The following is a 26,442-nucleotide window of genomic DNA, read 5'->3' on the forward strand; positions in this document are numbered from 1 at the left end:
GCGTGAGTATCGCTCCAGAGATCGGTCAGGGCATCGCCTGCTCGATCGTTGCCTGCGAGCCAGTTTCATTCTCCACGGCGCTCGACGGCTCCACCGTCTTCTTCCCAATCGTCATGCGCTGAGCCCACGGAACCCAACTCGTCAGGCGATTCCTGCCGCACCGTCGCCAGGCGAGATCATGTTGAGCGCGAAGCGTGTGGTTAAGGTGTGTGTTGCTCCTCGGACACAGGTAACGCCGGATGGCCGATCTGTAGATCAGCACCCGCGCTTCGTAATTGGAAGACTTTCATCGCGTCAAGCTCCTTCAGCCTGGCGCGAACATCTGCAGCACTCTCTGCTCGGACGCATGAATGGCATCTTCTTTGCCCTGAGCGCCTACAAGAACCACAACAGTCTCATCAACATCCTGAGGGCTGAACAAACCCACGTCCGCGCCTCTCGCGGCGCAAGTTCTTCGACGGCACAGGCCGACGGGATATCACGACGTGCCCGGCCGCCGCATCATCCGGATCAACCAACTCCCAACCTTCTGCTACCGCCCATGGATCGCATAACTGGTGCAGGGGATTCCCCAAGATCGCCGTAAGGCGGAGTGCGGCGGTTCTCACGCGGCGAACATGGCCGCGCGACTCGCGCCAGGCAGCGAGGATTTGGCCGTGATGGTCCAGACCTCATCCGGACACGAGGTACGGAGAGCCTTGCGCGAGAGCCATCGACTGCGCATTCGCGAGATCGTGATCTCCAGGTGGACAGCCGGCGGCGGGCCCTCACCCGAGACCGCTCAATCAAGAAGGGTCCCTGGGTCCTGACCATGCATTCGTTCCGATCCCACAGACCCGCGGATCTCAGCTGTACTTCGCTGTCGTCAAGTACCCCCACATGCACGTTGGTCCTTCCCTGAAGATCTGATGGCGAGGGCTCCTACCGACTATGGTCTGGTTTCGTTGAGGCCCGCGCTGGCTTGTGAGGATCATCAGGATGGGTCGCTGTTGCGGCCGAGCGGTGCAGTTGCGCCTTTTGCTGCATCGTGCGGAGACGCCGCAGCCGCTGCCCAAGGTCAGCGGACACCTCACCTGGGTGAGTACCTCCCTCGATCCGCGCGGACACCGCGCGGCGTAGTTCCTGCAGGAACAGGCTTCGTAGATGCTCGCTGGGATCGGACATGGCGGGTTCCGAGCTCAGCATCCACGGCAGGCCAGCGCGGCCCACAGGGCCGGACGGGTCAGGTCCACCGTTTCAACGGTTTTGACGTGGGCGCCGGTAAGAAGAGGAGCGAGGTCACGGTCGGGGTCGAGCATCCACCGGTGTACGGCGTTCACCGCCGACCCCGGCGGCAGGCGACGATCGACGAGCATCAAATGGGTCATGAACAGGGCGAGTTCGGCGTACGGCGCCGGGACCGGCCATTGCCAGCCGATGACGCTTGAGAAGCCCGCGTCGAGGAACGCGTCAGCGATCGATACGAACCCTCCGGGGTCTGGTTTCGCGAGAACGACCAGCCCCTTACCGTGCACGTCGCTGTCGCGCACATCGAGCACGTCCCCACCGGCCAGGAGGAGGGCCGGCACCCCGCCCGTTCGTAGCCCGCACGCCAAGTGCGTCACTGATGCGTCCGGCAGGCTGCTCAGGACATCGTCCCTCGTCCCCGCCGCATGCACGAGCTCGATGGCGCGACCCATGCAGGTCGAGCGCGGATAGAACAAGCGCCGGAGGACCATCACATCTGCCATCTCCGAGTCCCGATCACCGCGCGGGTTGACCACGAACAGCGGAGCGTCATTCATCGGAACAGGCGGTCGACTGGCCAGGTCGACCACGCGTGTCCCGGACGACACGTAGGTGACGCTCATGTCCTGGGCAAGGCGACGGCCTGCGCCGGTGCGTACGGCGGGCATGGCGAGCCGGTTGAGCTCGCCGGTGGCGACGACGAGGAGGCTGCCCGCGTTCCACCGCCCCATGATCGCCGACCAGCCGGGGTCGTCCAACAGCAGCGGATCGTTCACCGGAAGGTTCGCGATCACATCGAGGCGGTCGGTCGCCGGGTCCAGGCACAACACGCCGACGGCCCGGCCCGCGTCATCGGTCGGGTGCAAATAGAGGAGAGCGACGGCCCCGGTACGCCGGACCGCGGTGGCCACGTCCGTGTGCGGCGGCACCTCTATGGGCGGTGAGTCCTCGGATTCCATACGGAGAATGACGCCGACAACATCCTCGGCGAGATCGACCGGTCGGCCGGATGCCAGTGCGGCAACTTCGAGTGCGGTGAACGCTTCTGCACTGTACCCCTCCCCCAGCATCTGCCCGGCGAACCGAGCTGCGCTCACATTGTCCTGGCCGCCACCGCCCAGCGCCTTCACCCCGGCATCACGACTCAGGTCTGAGTCTCCGGGCGCGCCCCGTCGGCGATACGCCGTGGCCAACCGCCACCATGATCGGGTGCGCAGCCCCGTGCACGCATCGTCGAGATCTCGAGTCGCGGCGGACAGCAGGCGAATGGCGACGTCGAGGTTTCGCCGCTCCGCGGTCAGCTCGAGGTAGCTCGCGCCGACCACCGCGGCGAACCGCGCCTCCAGAACATCGCCGGTGAATCCGTCGACAGCATCGCGAAGCATCTCAGGCTCATCGTGGACCAGCGCATCGAGAAGCCTGGTGAGTCCCGTAGGCGCCGATCCGACCAATGCGCGGACAGCGTCGCGATCAAGCGCATGAACAGCCGCTGCGAGTCGAACCTGCTGGACCGCGGTCGCGAGTGCGGCGTACGCGAAATGATCGCTCGACACGGTGGCGACGGCAGCCTCAAGCAGGGCTGGATCACCAGCAATACCTGTGGCCACCACGCGACACAGCTCGCTGACTGCGGCCACCGGTGCTGGGCGCGTCGACACCTTGGCCGCGTAGGCCTCGAACTGACCGGTGATCGCCGCAGCCAATGGCCATGCCTCGTCCAGCATGCCGCCGAGCGCCTCGACGACAGCGGCGGCAGCCGGATGGTCGGGCGGGATCAGGTCGGTCGCAGCGAGGAGATGCCCCGCGGCGGCGAGACTCATGCCTGCGTCGTCCTCAATGCCCCATCCGCTGCCGTCCCGCCGGTCCCGCAGGCACAACCCAACCGCTGACAGCAGGCGATCCAGCCCCGATTCGACGGGGTCATCGTCGCCGGCCGCAACCGCGTTCAGTGCCGCGCCGATGAACGCGTCCAGTTCTGCGGCTCCAAGCTGCTCCGGCCCCGCTTGGAGCAGCGCCGATGTCTGCTCCCAGACAGGCTGTCCGGAGGCGCCGGACAAGGTTGCCAACCGACTGCGCGCGGCCCACCGGGCGGCGTCCGGTTCGGTGGCCGCAGCCGGGGCAGCCGCGGGACGACGCGGCGCTGGGGCCTGCGTCGATGGAGCGGAGCCCTGCAGGTCGAGAACGGGATAGTCGAGCGGGCCGACGTTACTGAAGTCGATAGCGGATGAGAGCGGCGGGGGCATTCCGCTGACGCCCGGCGTCGCAAACAGGGTGCTGCCCTGCTGGAGCTGTTGCACCGCCGCCATCGCGCTCATGACCTTGGTCATGTCGAACCCGGCCAGATTGCCGCTGAACAGGGGCAGAACTGCTTCCGCAAGCGTGAGCATCGCCTGGATCAGCCTCGCGATGTCGGCGTTGAACGTCGGGCGGGCGAGAACCTCGCGGAAGCACTCGATCGCTTTGTCCGCATCGGCCTTCGCGGTCACGGATGCACCACCCGTGAAGCCGCCGCGCGCCGCCGCAGGGTTGAGCGCCTCCATAGCTCGGTTCAGGTGCAGTTGGCCGAGGGCCACGCGCGCCGTGATGATCTCCATCGACGAGAAGCCCGGGTAGCTGAGCGCCTCGCCGAGTACAGCGATACCGGTTTCTGCGTCCTGCGCGGAACCTCCGTGCGTGCCGTAGCGAGCAAAGAGCAGCCAGCCTAGGAGCCTGGCGAGATGCCCGCGGGCCTGGTCGCCGGGGCTGGCCAGGTCATGGGCCTCGTCGATCGCCGCGATTGCGTCGGACAGATCGCCAAGCGCCCCTGGGGTGCCCGGGCCGGTACGCACGTACCGTTTGCCGAGCTCCTGCCCCAGGAGTAGCAGCTTGGGCAGCCGCGCCGGACCTTCCAGCTGCGAGAGGTCCTCCCGAAGCTTCGCGATGGTTACGTCCATAGCATTGCCACCTTCCCGGTTGGTCACTGTCCCCAGTGGACGAATCCGGCCCACGAAGTGATGCGGGCGGGATCGGCGTCCGCGAGCATGCGGCGCAGCGGTGCGGGCATATCCCTGGGCGGCTTTCGGGCGTCATCCAGCATCCACAGCTGCGCTAGGCGGAGCGCGTCCCCTGGTGGTCGGCGCTCGGTGCTCAAGAAGTGGTGGAACATGTACATGAGCAGTGAGGTGTCTTGATCCGGGATGCTCCACTGGGTCGACAGCACCGTGCGGGCGCCGGAGGCGAGAAACAGCGTGCCTAGGCTGTACGCCTCGTCATAGCCGTGAATCGACTGGCCGGTATGGCAGCCGGCGAGCACCACGAGTCCGATGGGGTGTCGATCGGCATCCAGAGTGCGGATCAGCTCCTCGGCCGTGAGATCCCCGCCGGCGAGCAGCAGGCGCGACGACGCGCGGGCCGGATCGGTCGTCATGTCTCCGTGGGTCGCGAAGTGGAGCATCGTTCCCGCGTGTGAGCCGTCGGCCCGCAGCCAGTTCCGGACCTCGTCGGGTGTGCCGGCGCCCGAGCCGCTGACGGTGCCGTCCGGCCTGCGGCCGACGTAGGTTGCGCCAGGATAGAAAGTCCGATGGATCGCGTACGCCTCGAGGCGCGCCGACAGTAGGTCTGACGTCGGCTTGCCTGTGACCGGGTCCGCCACGATCAGCCCGGTCGCCGTCTGCCGCACAGGCCCAGCCGCCGCCGAGGCGCACAGCATCCGAGCCGACGCGGCCTGCGACACGGCGGCGAGCTCTACCAGATAGGTACCGTCGGGTCGCCGTGCCGCCTGCCAAGGGACTCGGGCCAGGTCGCCCATCGGAATGAGTACGAGACGTGGCGTCCGGTCCGAGGCATGCTCGAGGTACGGCTTGACGATCGGGCCGATGGCCGCCTTCCAGGCCCAGCCGCACAGCGCCTCGAGGCTCTCCACGAAATCAGTCAGCTCGACGGTCTCGAAGTCACGGCTGTTACGGAGACGGGCTGCATCCCGGCCGGCCGCGGCGGCGAGATACCGCTCGATCTCCATTCCGTCATCGATCACGAGGTTGGGCAGCGCGAGGTAGCGTGGCGTCCCCTCGGCTGGAGCGATCACCGCCCAGCCCGGCATCGCTGCGGTGGCGGGCACCAGGTAAACCAGCGCGTCGGCGCCGAGACGGCCCAGCGCTTCCTGGATCTCTTCGAGGGTCGGTGGATCGAGCAAGTCGGTTTCGCGGGACAGGACCTCGATGACGTCGTCCCGCAGCCAAGCCGACGGCTGCTCCTCCGACCGCCATCTGTCCGCCAGCCCACGCTCGCCGGCCTGGGTCAGACGAGTGCAAGGATCGCGCAGCTCGGTCGCCGCGAACAGCAGCAGGCCCCGGCCTGCATCCAGCGCGCGTAGCGCGCCCTCGGGTTCATGGTCGACGAGGCGCCGACCAGCTTCATCCACTGCATCTTGAGCCGCTTTCCGTGCGGTCGTGCGGGCGCTCCCCGGGTCGGGCTGCAGCAATACCTGCCAAGCGTGACCACGGAGCGCGTCCAGCCCAGCGGGACTCGACGACGAGCTTTCCCCGCGTCGCCGACGGAACTGGGACAACAGCTCGGTAACCATGCTCCACTGCGGATCGGCTGGCCCCCTGGCCAGTTTCCGAGCTTCTTCCAGTACCGCGATCGCTTCGTCGACGTCACCGAGTGATCCCGTGACCAGCGAGCGGTGGTAGAGGGCCAGCGCGAGGCCGGCGAGGTGCATAACGTGCTCCGGCTGATCGCTGGACAGCTTCACAGCCTCCCGCAGGTCAGCGATGCCCTCGTTGATCCGCCCGACGTCCTGTTCCTCGCCCCGGTTCAGTGCCGCGGTGCCGGCGGCCAGTAGGCCCATCGCACGTTCGGCATCGGTGGCGCTCGGACGGTCCGCGATCTTTCGCGCCGCTTCGGGCCGGCGGTCGTGGGCGGTCTCGTCGCGGTCCGGCATGCTGTCGTCCAACGACCCCATCAGCTCTGACACGAGCGCGATATGCGCCGTCAGTTGCTGCCCGAGAGCAGAGTTCGGAAGCCCCTCGGACCGTTTCAAGATCTCGGCGAACCGAGCGCGCGTGGCCGGCAGATCGCCGCCATGCTGGAACGACTGCACGGCGTCCAGGTAGTCCGGCATCAATTCCATGAGCGGGTTGGCCTGTTCGCCGGCCATCTGACTGAGGTTTTCGAACATCCGGCGTAGCCCATCCACGTCGACTGGTCCGGGTGCGGTGGTCATCTTCAGGACTGCGCGCGTGGCCTCCACCAGAGCCTCGACCTGTCGGTCCCCCGCGAACGCCACCGCCAGCCGGTCCACCTCATCCAGGGCCGTGCGCGGGTCGACCAGCTCGCGACTCTCAGCCGCCTTCTGCAGTTCCAACAAGCGGGCGACAGCTTCCGCCCTCGTCCAGGTCAGGTGCGCCGACTCGTCGTCGTTCGGTCCGTCCATACCCACTGACCTCCTTGGTCCGCCTCCTACTGTTCTGACGGACGGTCGAGGTCTGCGAGCAGGTCGAGGACCGCAGCGACGATCCGCTTGAGCTTGACAGGGTCGTCGATCAGCGCGGCCACCTGGTGGAGGCCACCCTCGTCGGCCGGCAACCTTTCAAGGTCGTGCGAGGCCTGCAGGCCGCCGAACACTGTGCCGAGTACATCGGTAATCACGACGGTGGCGTCCTCGCCACAGCCGATGCGCGTGATCATGACCTCGATGGAGACGTTCGCCAGCTCGTGCAGCACCGCCTCGTCGCGCTCGTCCGGATCCACCAACGACAGCGGCGTCGGCTCGGCGTGCGCGTCGGCTGAGCTGTGCGACGGGTACCAGACCTGCGCCTGCTTGCGACCGAACGGGCGCTCGACGTACTTCTCGTACCAGGCACGCCGCCGACGCATAGCGGTCAGGACGACCTCGACCTCGTCGGCTACTACGGACTCGCCGGCGGTGTGATCCCCGGTCTGGCCGGCACGCCTTTCGGCAAAGGCATTCAGTGGCCACAGCGAGGACCCGGCCGCCGCATCGGTGCCGACCCATTCGAGGATCGCCTTGGCCAGATCGATCAGCCAGGTGTCCCGCCCGAGCGCGTTGGCGAGCCACCCCGGCACACGGGGGCGCTGTTGCGCGCCACGTTCGCCCCGGCGGCGGCGGTATCCGTCCACGGTGGCTCGGAGGAGTCGCGAGGTGAGCCAGCCCTCGATGTTCATGATCGGCTTGTCCGCGTAGGCGAACAGGTCGTCCAGGACCGCGTCGACGTCGTCGTGGAAGCGGTCCAGGCAGTCGGGCAGCATCCGCCGCACCGTGCTGGCGCACTCGTAGTGGCGACGATTCCGCTCCACCGGCTTGGTCACTCGCTCGTATACGAGCGGCCTGGCGATCTCGGCGGCTCCGGCGCGCAACCTGCGCCGTTCGTCGCGGGATCCGGCTCGGAATCGATTCACGAGCTCCCCTGCGCCGGCCAGTCGGCGGACCTCGTACGCGGCGGCGGATGGCTCCTCTGAATAGGGCACGTGCGCTCCCTTGCATCGACGTTTCACCGATCGTCGATGGTGAGAAATGCGCGAAGAATGGCCTCAGGAACAGATACCGGGAAATACGTAGACGCCCGCAAAAAGGGGTTTGCGGAATACGTACGGGCCGGGTCCTCAGCGGAACCCGGCCCGTCTTCACCCGATCGTCAGGACATCTCGCTGGGCTTCGGTCCCTTGGTCAGGTCGAGGGCCGCGCTGGAGGTGGCCGCGCCATTGAGGAAGACCGTGACGACATGCCCAGCAGGGTCGTACAGCTGGAGCTCGACGGTCGTGCGGTTGGTCATCGCCTCACGGACCAGACGGGCGATGCCGTCCGCGTCCGCGTCGGCGATGCCCCACTCCTGCTGTCCGATGACGAGCTTCTTGCTGATATTCATGCTGTTGCTACCTTTCGGTGATGCTCGCGAGGCGAGCGTTTCTTGAGGTTCGGGCGGTTTCTCAGGCCACCACCTCGACCGAGAACGTGAACGAGAAGTCCTGCGGGTGCCGCACGTGCCGCCCGATCCCGAACTGCTCCTGTGCAAGCAGCGAGGTTCGGTACAGCCCGATGCTCTGGCCGACTGCGTCGGACAGGAGCTCGTATGCCGTGTTCACCAACACGGCGCCGGCGCTCACCGCCGCCACCGCAACGGCGGCCTGCGGCGCGACCAGCGCAAGCCCGGCCAGCTGAGTACCTGCGGCCTGCAGCGCGGGACTGCTGAGCTTCTCCGCCAGGAGGTCACTGAGCGCCAGACTGCCCGTGGCGTCACGGGAAACCCAGACAGCGATGTCGAGGAACTCCACGGCAGGTCCGTGATAGATCAGCAGATTGTCGAGCGGCAGCCGCTCACCGTCGCGGATATTGCTGAACCGTGTGGTCGCCGCCCGGTACACCGGCTGGTCGCCGGCGCCACCGGTCAGTACCACCGCGTCTACCCTGACGTCGGCGCTGAGCAGCGCCCGGTTGCGATGGACGATCAGTTCGGCGATCCGGACGGCGACCTTGCCCGGCATCAGGCCGCGCGGGGAGAGCAGACGTACCGGCTGCCGCGGGCGGTCGTCGATCAGGAAGCTCGCCCGTTCTGGTGTGGGCGGCGGCGTTGGGCTCACCGTGAAGTCGATCGGCTCAACCGAGTAGCGGACCGACCTGGCGGGAGCGTCGCCGACCTCCCGGGTGGCGCCGGTGCCGATCTGGCTCAGCAGGCGCTCGAGCTTGGGTGCGTCCTCGCGGCGACTGGACGCAGTGCGTACGCCATGGTTCTTCAGGGCCCCGACATCGACCGGCCCGTCGCTGATCAGGGCGATGACTGTCTCCGGCCGCGCGACTGTCATCTCGACGCCTTCCGGCCAGGTCATCCCGACACCAACGAGCCTTCGCAGGTCGTCGTTCCAGCCGTACGTATATGACGCCCCTGGAGCGAGCCGGACGCCGCCGGGGTCGGCCGCGGTGAGGATCGAGATCCGGGACGCGATCCCAATGTCGATCAGCGACACGAACATCGCCCGTTCGCCGGCGTTCCGCAGCCGGAAGAAGACGCGCTCTGTCTCGTGCGCGAAGAGCAACGCTCCTGCTAAGGGAAGCAGCTCCTCCTGGCCGTCGTGCACTCGGCCCCATTCGATCTGGATGCCGTGCTCCAGCGGCATCGCAGGATCGCCCGCCAAGCGGCGCAGCGCCGCAGCCTGAGCGATTCGCTGCAAGTTGGCCATGATCGAGCTGATCCCGAGCGGCGTCGGCGGGTACGGCGGATGGAGCGGCGATCCGTTGTCCTGGACAACCAATTCGCCCTGCGCGTCGACCGCGACTTCTATCGAAGACTTCCCGTCAGTGTCCGGGCCGGCCGGCCGCAGCAACGGCCGCAGCAACATCGCCTTGACCAGATCCGCGGTCACTGGATGATCCTGAGGCAGTCGCACTGGCAGAGCAGGCGCGGCGGCGTGAGTGCGGTGTGCACGGGCATCTGGCGGCAGGGGTTCACCGGCCTTCTGGAGTCGCAGTTGCGCAAGCGCGGCCGTCGGCAGTACTCGGTCCACCGTCGCGGCCCCGATCGCCGGCCCGTCCTCCGGTCCGGTAGCAGCCGCCGGCATGATGGCGAACTCATCGCCGACCTCGACGCCCAGCAGCGGCGCGCCGAGCAGCTGGATCCGGTGCGGTCCGTCCGTCACCACCGGCAGGGTGTCGAGTGGCTCCAGATCGGTTGTCTCGAACGGCTGGCGTTCAGACGGGCCTTCCGCCTCCGGCCGTTGGGTGGACGCCAGGTCCTGCACGTCCCGACGGACCGCGTCGATGAGCGTGGACCAGTTGACGCGCAGCCCCTGCGCCTCGCGGAGGGCCCTGGACAATGCGTCGGTCAGGAGCCCCATCCCCACTCCGTCGCGGTTGACGCCTTCGAAGGCAGACTCCGACGGCGAGCAGGCGACCACCCGCACGGCTTGCGGATTGCTGATCATGTGCCGCTCGTGCACCTGTAGACCGTCCTCAACGAGCCTGTCCAGACGCCGCTCGACGATCTCGTACGTCGGCTTCCAGACCGCGCGCAGGAGCGACTTGACCCGCAGATCAGGGTCGCGCGACATGTGCGCGGCGTGGCAGCAGTCGAGGACGACGGTGGCGTTGGCCGTGCGCTTGGTGAGCCGGGCGAGCAGAACCGACAGCTCGATACCGGTGATGCCGCGGAAGTCGTCGTCGTCGGAGTCGGCGTAGTCGTCCGGCACGATGAACTGCAGGTCCGGGCCCTCCGGCGTCTGCAGGCGGCCGCCATGGCCGCTGTAGTAGACGACGACGGCGTCGTCTTGATGGGTGTCCACGATGAGCTTCTCGTACGCGTCGAGCACTGCCGCCTGGGTGGCGTGCGGTGTCACCAAGCGTTCGATCTGGAAGCCACGCGGTTCGAGGGCACCCGCCATCGCCTCGACGTCGTTGAGCACACCGGTCAGGTTGTTGGTCTGCGCACCGATAAGAAGAGCTTTTCGCGTCATGCCCGTCTCTGACGGACAGTGCAGGTCAGTCGAGCAGGCTCTCCTTGTGCGCCCGAGCCACGGCCTCGGTTCCGCTGTGCACGTCCAGCTTTCGGTAAATCGCTCGGAGCTGCGTCTCGACCGTTCGCCGCACCACGCTGCGCTCGGCGGCGATCTTCGCCGCATCGTTGCCGTCAGCAAGCAGACGCAACGTGTCGAACTCGGCGTCGGTGAGCCCGTAGGGCCGTTCGATCCGCGGTGCCCGATCCACGTCGAGGTCGATTCTCTTGGCCAACGCAGCCAACTTGGCGCGGAGTGATTCGGCGCGGAGATCGACAGTCGCTTGGTGCGCGCCTCGAAGGATTGACCGCGCCTCACTCCGCTGACCTGCCGCGACCATGGCAGCCGCCTGGCGGAATCGGGCGTAGGCCGCGGGGTACGGCCTGTCCAGAGCGGTCCAGCCAGAGGCCACCTTGCTCCACTCAGCGGCGGTATCCGCTCGCCGAATGCGCTGTCGCTCGGCCTTGCACAGCCGCACAAGCTGCTCGGTCTCGGCCGTCGAGGGCGCCGGGTGGGCGTCCCACCCCTCGCGGGCGAGCCAGTCTCCGGTGGACACCGCGACGGCCCGATCCTGCTCCTTCGCGCCCTGCCTGCTCGCCTGGTCGGCCGCGCTGCGGAGACCGACCGCACACAGGCGCAGCAATTCCAGGGCGCTCTCGGTACCGCGCACGGCCTCCAGCCCGCATCTCACCTCGTAGACCGCGCGGTCCAGGTCGCCTTCGCCGAGCGCCAACTCAGCCCGGATCGTGTGCAGCGGTCCGAGGAACCGTGGATCCTCGCCGAGCTCGACACCGGCGATCGAGGCGAGCAGTTGACGCGCCTGGTCGTAATCGCCGCGGGCCACCTTGATCTCGGCCAGTGTGAGGCGCGGATAGAGACTCTCGGCCACCGGCCGGTCCAGGGACACCTCGGTGATGATGCTCTCGGCATCGTCCCACTCGCCCAGCAACACGAGCGCGGCGCTGCTGTTATTGGCCAGGATCGTGCCCTGCCGCGTGTTCGCCAGGTCGAGCTGTCGTGCTTCCTCGAGCCCTCGCTTCGTCACATCGGCTGCTTCCCGCAGCCGGCCGGCGTGCTCGAGGACGAGTCCAAGGTTGCCGTAGGCCCGGAAAAGGTCCTCGATGTGGTGAGCCGATTGGGCGACGTCGAGCGAGCGCCGTAGCCGGTTCTCGCCGTCCTGCTCACCGAGCATGCACATCGCGAGGCCCGAGATGTTCAGTGCCCGCCCCTCCTCGGCCGGGGCGCCGACCTCGGTCGCCATCTCCAACGCCTTGTCCGCCTCCGCGCGGCCCTCCAGGTAGCGTCCAGCCCGCAGGTGGGCAAGGGCGATCCCGGCGAGGACGCGAGCCTCCATCGCCGATGGTGGCTTTCCGGCCATCAGCCGTGCCGCCTCGTGGAAGGCCCGGGCGGATTCGGCGCTCTGACCGGCCTCCCACAGATAGGTGGCGAGCCGCTCCTGCAGCTCGCCGAGCCGATCCGTCCTCCGGCCGGCCGTCTCCTCTTCAATGGCCTGCCGGATGTGGTCGACGGCCCGATCGACGTGGCCGGCCCACCGCGCGGCGTCGGCTGCCTCGATCAGCAACTGGACCTTTCCGACGCCGGCGATCGCCTCGGGATCGTCAACCTGTCGCCACAACTGCAGCGCGCGGCCGAACTGGATCTCCGCGGACGGGAATGCCAGGGTGCGTGCCGCGAGCTGTCCGGCCTGCACGGCGGACGCAAGTGCCTTCGGCCGGACGTCCGCCTGGTACCAGTGACTGGCCTGCTCGGCGGTCGCCGAGCCCTCGGTCAGGCTCAGCGCCGGATCGGATGCTAGGGCCTCCGCCATCGCTACGTGCAGGTCGACCCGGGTGTCGCGGACGGTCGCCTGATACACCGCCTCGCGCAGCAAGGCGTGCCGGAACCGGTAGACGTCCACCTCCAGTCCGGCGATCAGCATCTGCCGGTCGAAGCACTCCTGCACCGCTTCGTGCAGCGCCTCGGCGGGTAGGTCGCTGACTGTGCGCAGCAACCGGCGACTCATCGCGCGACCGGCAACGGCAGCCACCCGCAGCACCTTCAGCGCATCCGTGCTCAGACCGCTCAGGCGCGCGAGCACCACCGACTCCATGTCGGGGGGAACCCGGACGTCCTCAGAGTTCTCCAAGGCGCCGGCAGCGATCAGTTGCTCGGCATAGAACGCAATCCCGTCGGACCACTCGAAGCAGCGTGCGACCAATTGCGGGTCCGCTCGTTCACTGTTCACGGAGCCGAGGAACTGACTCAGTTCCTCCAGAGTGAAGGCAGGCAGCTCGATGCGCTCGGTCTGGCGCAGGAACGTCGCGCCCGCCATCAGCTGCCACAGTGGGTGGTCGCGGCTCACCTCGCGCGTGCGATAGGTGCAGACCAGCAGCAACCGACGGTCGTCCTTACGGGCCTGACCGAGGTGCCGGACCAAGTCGAGGGTCGACGGATCCGCCCAGTGCAGGTCTTCGATGATCAGCACAACCGGGGCGACCGTACCGAGAGCGTCCAGCATCCGGCGTACAGCGAGGAAGACCTGGGCGGGACTGGTCATCGAAGCGGTGCCCAGGTCGAAGAAGTCGGTCAGTCGTTCATAGGCAGGCCCTGCGATCTCACACGCCCGCTGCCTTCCGTGCTCGCGACCGAAGATCTCCAGAAGTTCCAGCAGCGGCCGGTACGGCATCGGATCGCCGAAGTGCTCCTCACAAGCCCCGGTCAGCACATGGGCTCCGGCCGCGCGGGCCGACTCGGCGAACATCGCGACCAGGCGGCTCTTTCCGACGCCTGCTTCACCTCCGACAAGAACAGTTCGAGCGTGACCATCCCGTACGTCGGCCAGCCGGCTCGCAAGCAGTTCCCGTTGTTCGACGCGGCCGACGAACTCACGTTCCATCCACCGCTTATACCACGCGGTCGCCGGCGAGGTCCCGTGCACGAGCTCGCGAACGGCTGTCCGTCAGACATCCCGTGTACAGAACCCGAAGCCTGGAGGTCGCAAGTGCGTGACGCTCGCGTCGTAATGCTGATCCTCGCAGCCGTCTGCGCGGCGGGCGTGATCGCGCTCGCGATCGTCCGGATCCGGGCCTGCTCCTGGATACGTCGGCCGATCGCGCAGGCGTGGCCGGTGGATGCCGTTGCACGAACCCATTTCATCGACGGCGGCGGGTACGTCGAGATCGACGGCGTCATCGGGTGGGCGACGGCCGACCCGGCGGCACGGATCCTCCCGGGCCACGTCCTGAGCTACGAGCCTGATGACGGCGGTTACACGGTCGCCCCGATTCTCGGCGACGATTCCGCATCAGGGAGTTTCCGCGCATGAGCGATTCGCAGATTCCCGCGGCACGCGCCTCCCACAGCCGCGCCTTGATCACCCTCGTTGTCGACACTTCCGACTCGATCAGACAGATCGGCGCGCTCGACAGGCTCAACCAATCTCTTCGGAGATGGGGCGACGACATGCGCAAGGACGCCAACCTGCGACGGATCAGCCAGATCGCCATCGTGACATTCGGGTTCGAGGGCGTGCGGACGATCGACGCGAGCGGCGCGACCACCGGAGCACCGGCTGATCCTTTCGTCGATCTGGACCGGTTCAGCCCGCGCGATCTGTCGGCCGGACACTTCAGCCCGATGCTCGAGGGGATCGAGCGTGGAATGGAGATCATTCGCGACGGCGCGGATGCGTTGGAGCGACAGAACTTGCTGCTCGCCTGGCGACCGATCCTTTGCCTCGTGTCCGACGGCGCGCCGACGGACTTCGAGGGGCGTCCCACCCGTCGGCTCGGAGAGGTGGCTCAGCGGATACGAGCCGAGGAGGCGGCGCACAACCTGGTCTTCTTCGCCATCGGTGTGCCTGGTGCCGACGACCGCGCGTTACGAACGCTGGCCGGTGCGAACGGGTACTACCCGCTGGCGGAGGTGAACTTCATGCACGCGCTCGAGCTCGTATCGGCCAGCAATCGAATCAATGCGGCAGCGGGCATCGGTTCGGCCGCGGAAATCAAGAACGAACTCCGCCAAGAGGTCGATGAGCAGTATGCCTCCTGGCTCGGCGGTGCAGGCGGATGACCGGCCCGTTTCCGCCGGGGTGGCTGGTCACCGGGGTCAGTGTTCCAGGAGGCCGACACGCCGCCGCCGCCCAGGCCAACCAGGACTCCTGGTTGTATCGCCAACTGGCCGATGAGATGTTCGTGATCGCCGTCGCCGACGGGGCGGGCTCCAGACCGCGCTCGGCAGTGGGCTCCCGGATCGCAGTGGAATCGGCGTTCGCATCAGCTGTCGCTGCGCTGTCAGCACAGGAGCGCACACATCGGCAGGACTGGGTCGAGTTCGCCGCTCGCTGGGCCGGTGCGTGCCGGGCAGTGTTCGAGCAAGCAGTGACTCCGATCGCCGCCGCGCTGTCAGACGGAATCAGCGAGAAACTCTCGCTGGACGATTTCGCGTGCACCTTGCTGGCCGTGCTAGCCGCACCACCGTGGTACTGCTACATCACAGTGGGCGATTGCTTCGCGGTCGTATGCCGCCGACCCGGAGGAGCACATCTTGTCGTTCCACCGGCGATGGCCGGTTCACGCGACAGCACGACGTTCCTCGGCACGCCTAGGGCCGCCACGGAGATGCTCTCCGGTGTGATCGAGGATCCCGCTCTCTCAGGGATGGCGTTGTGCTCGGACGGATTGATCGAAGCGACGCTCGACGTCTCCCGGCAGGCCGACGACCGATTGTGCTACCTCACTCCCTCCGATTTCGGAGGGTTCTTCCAGGTCTTCGAGAACGCGGACCGGGCTACCGCCGACCTCACGGCCGGGCTCACCTCTCCGGCGTACGCCGCCGCCTCCGGTGACGACATGACCATGGTGTTGGCGATCCGTCGATGAGCTACCACACGGCCGCCGGTGGCGAGCTGCGGCTAGGCCCTCGGATTGCCCGGGGTCGCGAAGGAACAGTCTTCCGGGTGCTTGGCGCCGACCGGACTTGCGTCAAGATCTACAGCCGTCCGGATGCATGGCTGGAGGCCCGGCTGGCGGTGGTGATCGCTCAGCCGCCGACGCGCCGGCTCGCCGATCCGGGAGAGCACCGCTGGGTGGCGTGGCCCCGCGCGGTGGTCTACGACACCGATAGCCGTGCGGTCGGCTTCCTCATGGCCGAGGTGCACGGTCTGCCGCTGGTGAACCTGTACGAGGCCGGCTCACGCGCCGAAGCACTCGACGATCCCACCTGGGCGACATGTGTCGCGATCGCGCGAGAGCTTGCCGCGATCTTCGAGGCGCTACATCCGTCCACGGTCGTCGGGGACGTCAGCCCCAACAACGTCCTCGTCACTCGCTCGGGCCAGGTCAGCCTGATCGACTGCGACAGCATGCAGTTCACCGACCGACCGGCCGGCCGGATCTGGCCCGCGCAGATGGTCACCCCGGACTACGCGCCCTTCAGCGCCGATGGACGAGGCACGGTCCTGACCGCCGAACACGATCGCTTCGGGCTGGCGATCCTGATCTGTGAGCTGTTGATGGCAGGCCAGCACCCGTACGACGGGCGACCGGTCGGCCGCCGTACCGAAGGAAGAGCCACCAATATCCGGCTCGGGGCGAACCGTGTCACCGATCCCGCGAGCCTGGGCCACCGGCCCGGTCTGGTTCCGGTGACCGTCCTTCCCCCGGCTGTTCGCCGGCTGATGACCGAAGCGTTCACCGCCGGCACGAAGCTCCCCTGCGAGCGTCCCACCGCGGCGATGTGGGTGCGGGCACTCGACGGCGCCGCGGACAGGATCTCCGCGTGTGCACGATCGCCGTACCACCGATTCCCCCGCGGTCTGCCGAACTGCGTCTGGTGCGACCTGATCGCGGCCGGCGTCGGCGATCACTTCCCAGCCCCGGCGCCCCACAGTGTCCAGGCGCCAAGCCCCGAACCCCGGCAGTGGATTCGCAAGCCGCCTCCACCTGACTACGGCCATCGCCCGAAACCAGGGGCTCCGCCGTTACCGACTTGGACGCCTCCGCGGAAGACCTGGAAGGACCGCTGATCATGCCCGATACAGTCATTCGGCTGGCCGAGACGCACCCTCGCTGCACGGTGCTCGGGCCCGGCAATCGATTCGTGGTGTGGGTGCAGGGCTGTCCGCTGCATTGCGCCGAATGCACGAGTCCGGCGTGGATCCCGCAGACCGGCGGTGTCGAGATCGGCATCGGCGAACTCGCCGATCGGATCATCGACGCGGCGATCGACGGGCTGACGCTCTCCGGTGGCGAGCCGTTCGCGCAGGCGCATGCTCTGGCCGAGCTGATACGACGCGTGCGCACCGTGCGGGACCTCTCGGTGATGAGCTACACCGGCTATGTCGTCGAGCATTTGCGCCGCCACGGCGATGCCGCGCAGCACCGACTGCTCGAGTCACTGGACATCCTCGTCGACGGCCCCTACCTGGCCAATCGTCACGCAGCCCTGCGCTGGCGCGGATCCGCGAATCAACGCCTGCACTACCTGACCGGTCGGCACCGCCCGGAACCGGACGAGGACAGCGCCGGACTACAGATCGAGCTCGGCGCCGATGGAGGTATCCGATGGCTCGGCGTACCAACTGTCCGTCAGTTCCGGGTGGAGTTCGAACGGCAGCTGGGCCTCACGCCGGCGCCGCCGGTCGAACGGCCCTGACCGGACTCGCACCGGAGTCGACGAGGAGATCGTACGGATGAGTGGATCACCGAAGTACAACAGCGTCGCTCTCGCGGCGGCGCGGCGCGCCCAGGCAGAAGCCGAGCGTGCCGCGCGTGCCCGCCGTCGCGAAGAGAAGCGCCAACGACGCCTGGCTGCCGCGCTCCAACGGACCCGTCGCACGGCCGAACGCCGGTGTGCGTCCCTCGCGTCCCGCTACGCCACGCTGCGTGCACCGGCAGAGGCGGTCGGCCTGGGGCCGGACGCGGCCACGAGAACAGCCGCCGTCGAACAGATCGCGACCCAGATCGTCGGCGCCACGAATCACGCCGAGCTGGCGGTCGCCGACCGGCAGCTGGACCGGCTGGAATGGCAGATCGACTCGCTGGCCGACGCTGTCGGCCTGCGTCGGGTAGCAGAGGTCTCGGTCGGTCTGAAGCAGCTGGCAAGACAGCTCGAGGCGATCCCGCGAGGCGAGCGGCTGCAGCTGGATGCTCCCGGCGGGCAGGCCGCGGAGAACGCGCTCCGCGCTGCCACCTCGTCCCCGGGCACTCAGTCCCGGGAACAGCTCAGCAGTGTCGGCCGTAAGGTCACCGAGCATCTCGAGCGGGTCCGGAGCGCACAGGCGGAGCGGGCCGCGGCCGTACGGAATGCCCAGGCACAGATCGACGACCTCGGCTCGAGGCTCGAGATGCTCCGGGCGGACGGGCGTGATCTGCAGATCAGGCTCGAGGGGGCCGAGTTCGCCCAGGACCACCTCGACCGGATGCGCGGACTGGCCTCCGGCGGGCATCTCGACGAGCTGTCCGTGACGTTGCCCCAGGTTGTCGAGACGATCAACCGCGTCGAGCAGTCGTTCGATCTCACGGTCGACCGCGTCGTGGAACGCCGCCGGATCCTGGGTTCCATCATCGCTGGTCTACCCGGCCTCGGCTTCGGTGTGATCGCCGACAGCCTCACCGAGCTGCCGGACGGATCGGTGTCCCTGCGCGCGGAGACGCTTCGGGGTGAGACTCTCGACGTACTCGTGCACGACGGTGAGAACGATCCGCACGAAGTGCTGTATGCCGGCTCGGAACTCGAGTCCGAGGAGGCTGCCGGAGGCATCACCGGCAGCACCTGCGGCAGCCTCGTGGAGCTGGTCGGAGCGTTGAACGAGAGTGTGGCCCGCGACGGTTACGTCACCGGTGCGGTGCAGTGGGACGACGGTGGTCCGGGACCCGATACCGATGGCACCGGACTTACTCTGCCCTCGATCGGGCCGTCGGTACACGGAGCCCGTTAATGAGCCCTCCCGAGACGTCCACCTTGCCCGGATCACTGTGGCTGCAGCGCCTCGCACACGAGGTCAACAGGCAGCGGCACCTGGTGATTCACGGCAACATCGACGACCTTGTCCGGTCGAGCAACCGCTACGACACGCTCACGAACTCCGTGTTCGATGCGCTTCGGGTGCTCGGGTTCGCCGTACTGGCCCGCTACAGCATCGATGAGGGTCTGACCTTCGCCAACGAGTCCCACCGGCGAGAGATCGAGCGGCTGTCCGGGCAGGAAGGCTCCATGTCCGTGACAGCGCCGGCGCCGATGCCCGACCGGGGAGCGTCTGGTCAGGCCGAGGCTGTGGGCCCACGACAGAGCCGCCTCAACACCGCACGCGAGCAGATCACCGGGCAGCTGCGCACCGCGCCGCGCGCACGAGCGCGTAACCCGGCCGAGGCGCTCGCCGCGCTGGTCCCCATGCTCACCCAGACCGCGACCCCCTGCGCGATCATCATCGATTCGCCGGACCTCCTGATCGGCCAGGCGGGTCAGGTCACCGACCAGTTCCCGGCCCAGGTCGCGTACGTACGACGCCTTGTGCGGACCGCGGCCATTCCTGCGCCCGGAGATCTGCGCAACACCCTGATCTTCGTGACCCGTGATCTCGCCGACGTACCGATCTGGTTGCGGGAAAGCCCGCACGTGGCTGTAGTGCCCGCGGAGCTTCCGCGGATCGAGGAGCGACGGCAGCTGCTGTCGGAAACCATGCCGTCCTACCATCGGGACGACGAGCTCACTGACCAGATGCGCGACCAGGCTTTGTCGACGCTCGTCAACCTCACCGAAGGGATGACGGCTCTCGACATCCAGTCGCTCACGGCAACCTCTCGGAAGGCCGGCATCGAGGCCGGCGACGGGCGCCGCTTGTTGGCACGGCATCGCTTCGCCTTACGTGACGACCCGTGGGAGAAGCTCGATCTGGTGAAGATTCGCAACTCGGCGGAAATACTGGGTCGGCGAGTCGTGGGCCAGGAGCACGCCGTACACGAAGTCAGCAACATCCTGGCCAACGCGCGGGTCGGCATCGACTTCGTTGCCGAGGGCACCGAAGGTAGCCGGCCGAAGGGTGTCTTCTTCTTCGTCGGCCCGACCGGTGTCGGCAAGACGGAACTGGCCAAATCGATCGCCGAACTCGTCTTCGACGACGAGAAGGCGATGCGGCGCTTCGACATGAGCGAGTACATGCAGGAACACGCCGGCGAGCGGCTGACCGGCGCCCCACCCGGATTCATCGGCCACGAGCAGGGCGGGGTCCTGACCAACTGGATGCTGGAGCGGCCCTTCAGTGTGGTGCTCTTCGACGAGATCGAGAAGGCACACACGAAGATCTACGACAAGTTCCTGCAGATCATCGACGACGGCCGATTGACCGACGGCCAGGGTCGCACCGCGTACTTCTCGCACTCCATCGTCATCTTCACCTCCAACATCGGCGCGGCCGGCCTCGCGAATCTACCGGCCAACCCGAGCTACTCAGTGGTCGCGAAACACTTCCGGGACGAGGTGGAGGAGTACTTCCACAGCAAGCTGCAGCGGCCGGAGTTCCTCGGCCGCCTCGGCGGCGGCGTGGTCCCGTTCGACCTGTTGCGCCCAGAGGTCATCGGCCAGATCGTCGACAAGTTCCTCGACCAGCTGACCGCCTCGGCCCTGGCCAAGGGCTTCGAGTTGGTGGTCGACCGCCTGGACCTCATCGAGGAGGTCCAGGCGCACCTTATGGGAGCCGGGCCTCGGTACGGGGCCCGTGAGATTCGCAGCCCGATGCTGGAGCAATGGGTCCAGGTCCCACTCAGCCACTGGATGCTGCAGCACACCCCCACTCCAGGCACGCGGATCCGCGTGTATCGCACGGCGGAGTCACCTCCTTTCGCCATCGACGCACTTACCCACAACGACCACGCGATTGAGAGGACCCGGCGATGACGAATCCGGACGAGGAACCCAACTGGTACCAGCGGACCTTCACGGACCCGAGCCCGGACGGCCAGCGCGGCGACCCCCTTCCGGAGGGAGCAACTCCGCAGCCCGATCCTGCGTCGATCCAACCGACAGGAGCGGCGGTCCCTTCGACCCCACAGGACAACTCTCTCCCGTCCGAGCCCCTGATCAACGGCGCCAGGTTGACCGTCGGAGCGCCGATCTCCGCGGTCGGCTCCGACTTTGCCCAGCGCGCGTATGAGCCTGTTCCCGAGCCGGAGCCGGCTCCGCCCGCCGTCAATGCGTGGGAGTTGGAAGAGGACTACGAAGACAGCGTGGCCCAGCGCATCCCGGTGGCACCCGCGCCTGGGAGTGCTGTCCAGATCGGACTGTGGGGACAACCCGAATCCGGCAAGACCACCTATCTCGGCGCGTTGCGGATCGCAGCCGCGCAACGGGAAGACAGTAGCGGCAAGTGGACTGTGACGGGCCTGGACGACTCCTCGTCGGATTTCCTGGTAGTCCAGGCCAGGCAACTGACGCGGCTGCGCCAATTCCCGGAGGCCACGCAAGCAGTGGAGACGCTGAAGTGGGCGTTCAACGGCCCGGCTCCCAAACGATTCGTACGACGTCCGGTGGAGTTCGTCCTGTCGGTCCAGGATGTGAAAGGAGAACTGTTTCACCAGGGCGCGGTGCTGCAGCGGGTCGTTGATCATCTCGCGCGATCCCGTGGTCTCATCTACCTCTTCGATCCCATCACCCTCAGTTCCGCCAACCTCGACTACTTCGATCAAACGCTGCAGATGCTGTCGGCCGCCATGGGAGCCGGTGGCCACCTCCAGAAAGGAAAGCTCCCGCAGTACCTTTCGGTCTGTGTGACCAAGTTCGACGACCCAGCCTTCTTCAGACGCGCAATACAAGAAGGTTGGGTGACGCAGGACAGCACCGATCAGCGCATGCCGCGTGTCACGGACGACCGGGCAGAGGCATTCTTCGACTGGGTCTGCCACGTACTGCGTCGGCAGGGCGCGCCGCTGATCCGTGATCTCATCCGAGCCAACTTCCATGACACACGGGTCAAGTACTTCGCGACGTCATCCGTCGGGTTCCGGCTCAACCACCAACAGGTCTTCGACTTTCGTGACTACCACAATGTCGAGGTCGGAGCCGATCGGCATAAGCGCATCCGCGAGATGGTGCGCCCGATCAACGTACTGGAGCCGCTCATCTCCCTCGAACGCGCGATCCGGGGCTAGCCGCCGTGTTCGGGGACGAAGGTGCCTCGCGTCCGCAGCACACAGTGCCGGCCGATTGGGCCCTGGTCAGCAAGAGACTCGACCCGTCCGGCATGTACGGGGTCGATGGCTACGAGGTCGTTGGGACCAGCGGAAGCATGGCTCTCGCGCAAGCGCTCCAGGACGCCTGCCTGACGGGAACGCCGGACAGTCGCGCCGTCGGGACGCCGGACGCACTGCCATGGGTGATTGTCACGGCCTGGCGCGCCCAGGACCCGGTCATGGCGATCAGTGTGGTGACTTCGAGCGACCTCATCACCGAAGGCGGCCGGGCGGTCACACCGACGCGGCTTCTCTGGACAGGCTGGGCGGACGCGGTTCGTTCTCGGATGTCGTGGAGGGCGATGGCGCTCGCATACCAGTCGGTGCGGTGGACCGACACCATGATGCCAGCTCCGGTGCGGGGTGACGCGGTGTCGGTACAGATCTCCGAGATCGCTGCCGGGACAGTGGCCGATGACATCGAGCGGTTCGGGTTCGACTGGGTGGCCGGCCTCGCCGGCCTGGTTCTGGATAGGCGCCGCATCGCGATCGTCGCCGACGCAATGCCGCTGCCAGGAGTGGCTGAACGCCTGCGACTGTTCGACGCGGTGTGCGCACTACTGCCCTACGCGTACCGCGCCCGGTTCAGTGCGGCCACCTGGGCGAAGGCCAATGTCGAGCACCGCGTCCTCCTGACTTTTTCGGACACCGCGGCCAGAGACCAGAACCGGGTCGTCTGGAAGGCTGCGCTTCCCCGCCCACACGGCTCGGACGCCTCGGGATATGTCGATGCACTGTTGCGTCTGAGAAACGGTGAGGCCCAGTTGTCCACCTCGGACATCGTGCAGCACCTCCTCGCGGAGTCGGATCCGCGGCGATACTCCGACGCCGCGGCAGCTCTGAGAGCTCTGCAGCGAATGGATCTGCCACGCGAGGTCGCCCGCGCGATCCGGTCCGGGCGAGGCAGACTCGCCGACGTCCAGTCGGTACTGGACGAGTATCGGCTCGAAGGCCTCGCACCCGAAATCGCCCAGACGCTGGTGCGGTTCCTTGCCGATCGCGTCGACGACCACCCGGCGGCCGGAGACCTGCTGGTACGAATCTGGTCCACCGAAACCGAGCGCCAATTGGGAGCCTATGGTCGTCCGTTGCTGAGTGACGCCGGCCTGCCGCGGTTGCACCGATGGTTCGACCTGGCAAGGCGCGCCGGCAGGGCGTCCGAACTCGGCTTGTTGCGAGAGTTGTTGCGGCCCACCGAGACGATGCCGGACCTTCCCTCCGCGTCCGCATCGGTGGCGCTGAGGCTGCTGTCGGTCCCCCATGGCGCGATCGACGACGCGGCAACTCGGCAGATCGTCGTCGGCCAGCCCATGATCTTCATCGCCCTGCTCCGGCACCTCCTGAACCATGGGCGGACCGACCGCGCAGTCGAACTGATCGAACTGGGGCTGGGGCTGCGTGGCCCCGCCGCCGAAGGTCACCCCTGGCTCGTGCCGTTCGGTTTCGCGATCGGACGGGGAGAGCCGACGAACGAGCAGTGGCAGGCCCTGCGCGACGCCGACGATCGCGTCTGGCTGGTCCTGCTACAGATCGCGGACTTCGGCGGGCACTCGATGCGGCTCTTCGCCGCCATGTGGCCGTTCCTTGTGGATCGGGCCGGCAGACAGACGACGCCGGCCCGCGACGCGGCGTTCGACGCCGAGCTCGCGGTCCTGGCTCCGACACGGTGCGGTCTGCCTGAGATCGAGTGGGCCAGTATCGACGTACTGAATCTCATCCGCTTCGGCTCGATGCCCGGTCTGCGGGCGGGTGCGGTACCGCATGAGCACTATCGGGAACGCTTCTGGACGGTCTGGTACAGCCCGAGCCTTGCTGACCGTCGGTCGCTCTTGAGCGCGCCGCTCGTGAGGGCGATCTTCCCTGAGTCCAGCACCGCTGCCGGAGCCGAGTTGCTGATGTCGGTCATACCGTCCGACGATCTCGCGCTCGTCCAGCACGCCGCGCAGACGATAGCTCGAGAGATCGACGCCCGGCCGGATCAGTTCGGCTCGCTGGTCTTCCGCCCCGAGTGGATCGACCAAATTCGCCGCGTCTCCGTCAGGCCGGGCTTCTGGGTCTATCTGGAACTTTGTACCGCGGTGGAGGCGAACTCGAGCGCCCGGCAGATCGCGGCACGGTACGTGCAGGGCCTCCAGGCCAGCTTGAGCTTTGCCCAGATGGAGCCACCGGTGGATCGGTGGATCCGACGTCAGCCGGCGCTTCTGGTCGAGCAATTGCTGATCGACCTCTGGCAGCAGGATGTCGCTGAAGGCGCGGAACTGCTCCGTCGCGGCGTTGCCGAAGGCCGCTACGGAGGTCGCGCAGCCCAGCAGTGGCGCGACTTCGTCCAGGAGCGACAGCTGTTCGCGCAATGGCTGGCGGGGAGATCTAAACCGCCCCGCAGGCCGCGCACCGCAGGGCACCGAGGGGCTGGGGAGTCGCGGCTGTCAAGGCTGTTTCCTGGTCGTTCAACGGCTCCGGAGGCGACGGAAGAGCCTCCGTTGCGCGCGAACTCCTCGGAAGTCTGATCCCAGGCTCTCCGGCAGCACCGACGCCGACGAACCTTCGGCGCGGACCACTGATCGCCGCGGCCCACGACTACCACCCACTTCCATCCATCGACGGAGAAAGATCATGATGGCGATCCGACCGCATTCCAGCTCACGCTTCGTCCGGATCTCGTCGGCGTTGGCGGCTTTGCTCGTCGCGTTGTGTGCTGTGCTGAGCTCGGCGCCTGGGCCCGCGATGGCCGATCCAGCGCCGCCCACCCGCGACCAGATCTACCGGCAACTGCGCATCGACGCCGTACCAGCCGACTATGTCGTCCTCGTGGATACCTCGGGTTCGATGGCGGCCAACGGCCGGTACAGCAACGTCCGCAGAGTCCTGGGCGGTTTCCTGTCCGGCCTCGCCCCGAGCGACTACGTCGCCGTCTACACCTTTGATGCCGCTCCACAGCGGCGCTACGGCGGCACTGCCGCCAACCGTGCCGCGATCCTCAGTGCCTTGCCCGCCGGCCCTACGCCCAACGGTGCCACTGATATCGGCGCTGGGATCGAGCAAGCTCTCAACGAGCTGAATCGATCGGGCGCTGCCGCGATCGCGACGGTCGTGATGCTGACGGATGGCCAGCAGGATGCGCCCGCGAGTTCGGCGTACCGGTCGACGGCGTCCCCGGCGTGGCAGACGCTCAAGAACCGAGCGGCCGCGCTGAAGAAGAACTGGTTGGGAGCGTACGCCCTTCCGCTGAAGGCGCAGACCGGCGCGGCACTGCTGCAGAAGGTCATCCCCAGCACGGTCGTTCTCGAGTCTGGCAACACGGCCGCTCTGAGGCGCTACCTCGATCAGTCCAAGCAGGCCACCCGATTGGCGAAGGCACGTTCGCTGGTGGCCGGCGACCTCGGTAAAGGTGTCCGCGTGACGTGGACCGAGACGCGGTCCGACCCGGTCGCGGGTACCGCGACACTGCGTGCGGATGTGACATCGATGACGCGACGGGTGCCGTTGACCGTGTCGGACCTGCGCGTCGGTGCGGGCGACGGTGTGACCTTGAGCGGCTCGCTCCCTCAGACGGTCAACCTCGCACCCGGCCAGACCCGGTCTTTTGTACTGCAGGCGCACCAGAAACCGGGCTTCAACCCCCAACTGTGGCCGCATCGGGTGACCACTTCCGCTGCGCTGTCGGTGTCAGGACGAGTCAACTCGCCGTGGGAGGAAGCGCTTGCTCCGGACATCACCCTGAAGGTGCCGGAGCAGCTCACCAACACCGGTGACATCCGGGTCTCGAATCAGATCGGGTCATGGCGAGCGGTGGGAATCGCCGGTGGCGTGCTGGCACTACTTCTGTTGGTGTTCGCGCTGGCACTGTACCTTCGTGCGTTCCCCCCGCTGCCTGCCGGAACAGTCGGCATCTACGAGGTCGACGTCCGTCCAGGTGCGGGATTTCGGCGCATCGACCAGGTCCCGGTCGGGCGGCGCGCTTGCCGGCACGTCAGCCAGCCCGCCGATGCAACCGTCGAGGTCCGTGGTCGCCGTGTTCCGGCTTCGACGTTCGACATCCGACACATCGGATTGGAGACCACCCTGGTCCGGAACGACTCCCGGGGTACTTCGCGCACTACGCTCCGGCCAGGGGACGGTGGACTGATCGGCGGCTTCTATCTGCTGCACGTGCGGCAGGGCGGCGCTGTCCCGACCCGGCTACAAGTGAACAACAGCCCCCAGGACAGTAGCGGCGACTCGCCTTGGGAGATGTCAGAACCAGCGGAAGACAGCCTGGACGCGGTCCACGGCGATGAGGCTTCGGAGCCCAGCCACTGGACCGACGACCCAGGAGAGACGCCAGTTCCAGCTTCCGGCAACAGCTCCGCTTGATCGATGCGACGCAGCGCTGCGCTCTGACGAGAATCAAATGACCTCCTGTGATTGACATCTACAGGGAGTCACTGGTTGGTTGATACCTGGGGGGGCTCGCACCGGGCGGCGGCATGCCACCGACACGATCCATGACGTTGGATCAGCTGTC

16 protein-coding genes are annotated in these 26,442 nt (G+C 67.3%); 10 read left to right on the top strand and 6 right to left on the bottom strand.

The genetic code is table 11. The features are described 5' to 3' along the window. Positions 1 to 1,178: 1,178 nt before the first annotated feature. From EV649_RS24985 to EV649_RS25010, 6 genes are all read right to left on the bottom strand, one after another. A complete protein-coding gene (locus tag EV649_RS24985) occupies positions 1,179 to 4,160 on the bottom strand; it encodes a CHAT domain-containing protein (RefSeq protein ID WP_130385976.1) in 2,982 nt (993 codons plus the stop codon). 23 nt (positions 4,161 to 4,183) lie between these two features. Continuing rightward, the gene (locus EV649_RS24990; RefSeq protein ID WP_157996305.1) at positions 4,184 to 6,571 is read right to left on the bottom strand and encodes a CHAT domain-containing protein; all 2,388 of its coding nucleotides are present in this window, start codon (positions 6,569 to 6,571) and stop codon (positions 4,184 to 4,186) included. Between the two features lie 95 nt (positions 6,572 to 6,666). Next, a complete protein-coding gene (locus EV649_RS24995) occupies positions 6,667 to 7,695 on the bottom strand; it encodes a hypothetical protein (protein WP_130385978.1) in 1,029 nt (342 codons plus the stop codon). A gap of 167 nt (positions 7,696 to 7,862) precedes the next feature. Then, positions 7,863 to 8,093, bottom strand: a complete 231-nt coding sequence (locus EV649_RS25000) for a hypothetical protein (RefSeq protein ID WP_130385979.1) — start codon at positions 8,091 to 8,093, stop codon at positions 7,863 to 7,865. Positions 8,094 to 8,154: 61 nt separating this feature from the next. Beyond that, the gene (locus EV649_RS25005) at positions 8,155 to 10,671 is read right to left on the bottom strand and encodes a caspase family protein (RefSeq protein WP_157996306.1); all 2,517 of its coding nucleotides are present in this window, start codon (positions 10,669 to 10,671) and stop codon (positions 8,155 to 8,157) included. A 25-nt stretch (positions 10,672 to 10,696) separates the two neighbouring features. Beyond that, positions 10,697 to 13,606 (bottom strand): AAA family ATPase, encoded by a 2,910-nt coding sequence (locus tag EV649_RS25010; protein WP_130385981.1) that lies wholly within the window; start codon positions 13,604 to 13,606, stop codon positions 10,697 to 10,699. A gap of 105 nt (positions 13,607 to 13,711) precedes the next feature. Between EV649_RS25010 and EV649_RS25015 the strand changes: the two genes are divergently transcribed. The 10 genes from EV649_RS25015 (at position 13,712) to EV649_RS25055 (ending at position 26,291) form a co-directional block, all read left to right on the top strand. Next, on the top strand, positions 13,712 to 14,035 hold the full coding sequence (locus EV649_RS25015) for a hypothetical protein (protein ID WP_130385982.1): 324 nt from the start codon (positions 13,712 to 13,714) through the stop codon (positions 14,033 to 14,035). After that, a complete protein-coding gene (locus EV649_RS25020) occupies positions 14,032 to 14,784 on the top strand; it encodes a VWA domain-containing protein (RefSeq protein ID WP_130385983.1) in 753 nt (250 codons plus the stop codon). Before EV649_RS25015 ends, EV649_RS25020 begins: the two co-directional genes overlap by 4 nt. Next, the gene (locus tag EV649_RS25025) at positions 14,781 to 15,593 is read left to right on the top strand and encodes a PP2C family serine/threonine-protein phosphatase (protein ID WP_130385984.1); all 813 of its coding nucleotides are present in this window, start codon (positions 14,781 to 14,783) and stop codon (positions 15,591 to 15,593) included. Before EV649_RS25020 ends, EV649_RS25025 begins: the two co-directional genes overlap by 4 nt. Beyond that, the gene (locus tag EV649_RS25030) at positions 15,590 to 16,738 is read left to right on the top strand and encodes a hypothetical protein (RefSeq protein ID WP_130385985.1); all 1,149 of its coding nucleotides are present in this window, start codon (positions 15,590 to 15,592) and stop codon (positions 16,736 to 16,738) included. The genes EV649_RS25025 and EV649_RS25030 overlap by 4 nt, the downstream gene beginning before the upstream one ends. A 2-nt stretch (positions 16,739 to 16,740) precedes the next feature. Further along, the gene (locus tag EV649_RS25035) at positions 16,741 to 17,367 is read left to right on the top strand and encodes a 4Fe-4S single cluster domain-containing protein (RefSeq protein ID WP_130385986.1); all 627 of its coding nucleotides are present in this window, start codon (positions 16,741 to 16,743) and stop codon (positions 17,365 to 17,367) included. Positions 17,368 to 17,404: 37 nt separating this feature from the next. Further along, complete coding sequence (locus tag EV649_RS25040; RefSeq protein WP_130385987.1) at positions 17,405 to 18,652, top strand: hypothetical protein; 1,248 nt, start codon at positions 17,405 to 17,407, stop codon at positions 18,650 to 18,652. Further along, positions 18,652 to 20,607: an AAA family ATPase gene (locus EV649_RS25045; RefSeq protein ID WP_130385988.1), complete on the top strand. Its 1,956-nt coding sequence runs from the start codon at positions 18,652 to 18,654 to the stop codon at positions 20,605 to 20,607. The genes EV649_RS25040 and EV649_RS25045 overlap by 1 nt, the downstream gene beginning before the upstream one ends. Then, positions 20,604 to 21,857 carry a hypothetical protein gene (locus EV649_RS25050; RefSeq protein ID WP_130385989.1) on the top strand — a complete coding sequence of 418 codons (1,254 nt, stop codon included), beginning with the start codon at positions 20,604 to 20,606 and terminating at the stop codon, positions 21,855 to 21,857. The genes EV649_RS25045 and EV649_RS25050 overlap by 4 nt, the downstream gene beginning before the upstream one ends. A 260-nt stretch (positions 21,858 to 22,117) precedes the next feature. Continuing rightward, complete coding sequence (locus tag EV649_RS40900) at positions 22,118 to 24,445, top strand: hypothetical protein (protein WP_157996307.1); 2,328 nt, start codon at positions 22,118 to 22,120, stop codon at positions 24,443 to 24,445. A 106-nt stretch (positions 24,446 to 24,551) separates the two neighbouring features. Beyond that, positions 24,552 to 26,291, top strand: coding sequence for a vWA domain-containing protein (locus EV649_RS25055; protein ID WP_157996308.1), 1,740 nt, complete (start codon positions 24,552 to 24,554; stop codon positions 26,289 to 26,291). Positions 26,292 to 26,442: the final 151 nt, after the last annotated feature.

The sequence above is a fragment of the Kribbella sp. VKM Ac-2569 genome (genome assembly GCF_004216905.1).
Lineage (GTDB): Bacteria > Actinomycetota > Actinomycetes > Propionibacteriales > Kribbellaceae > Kribbella.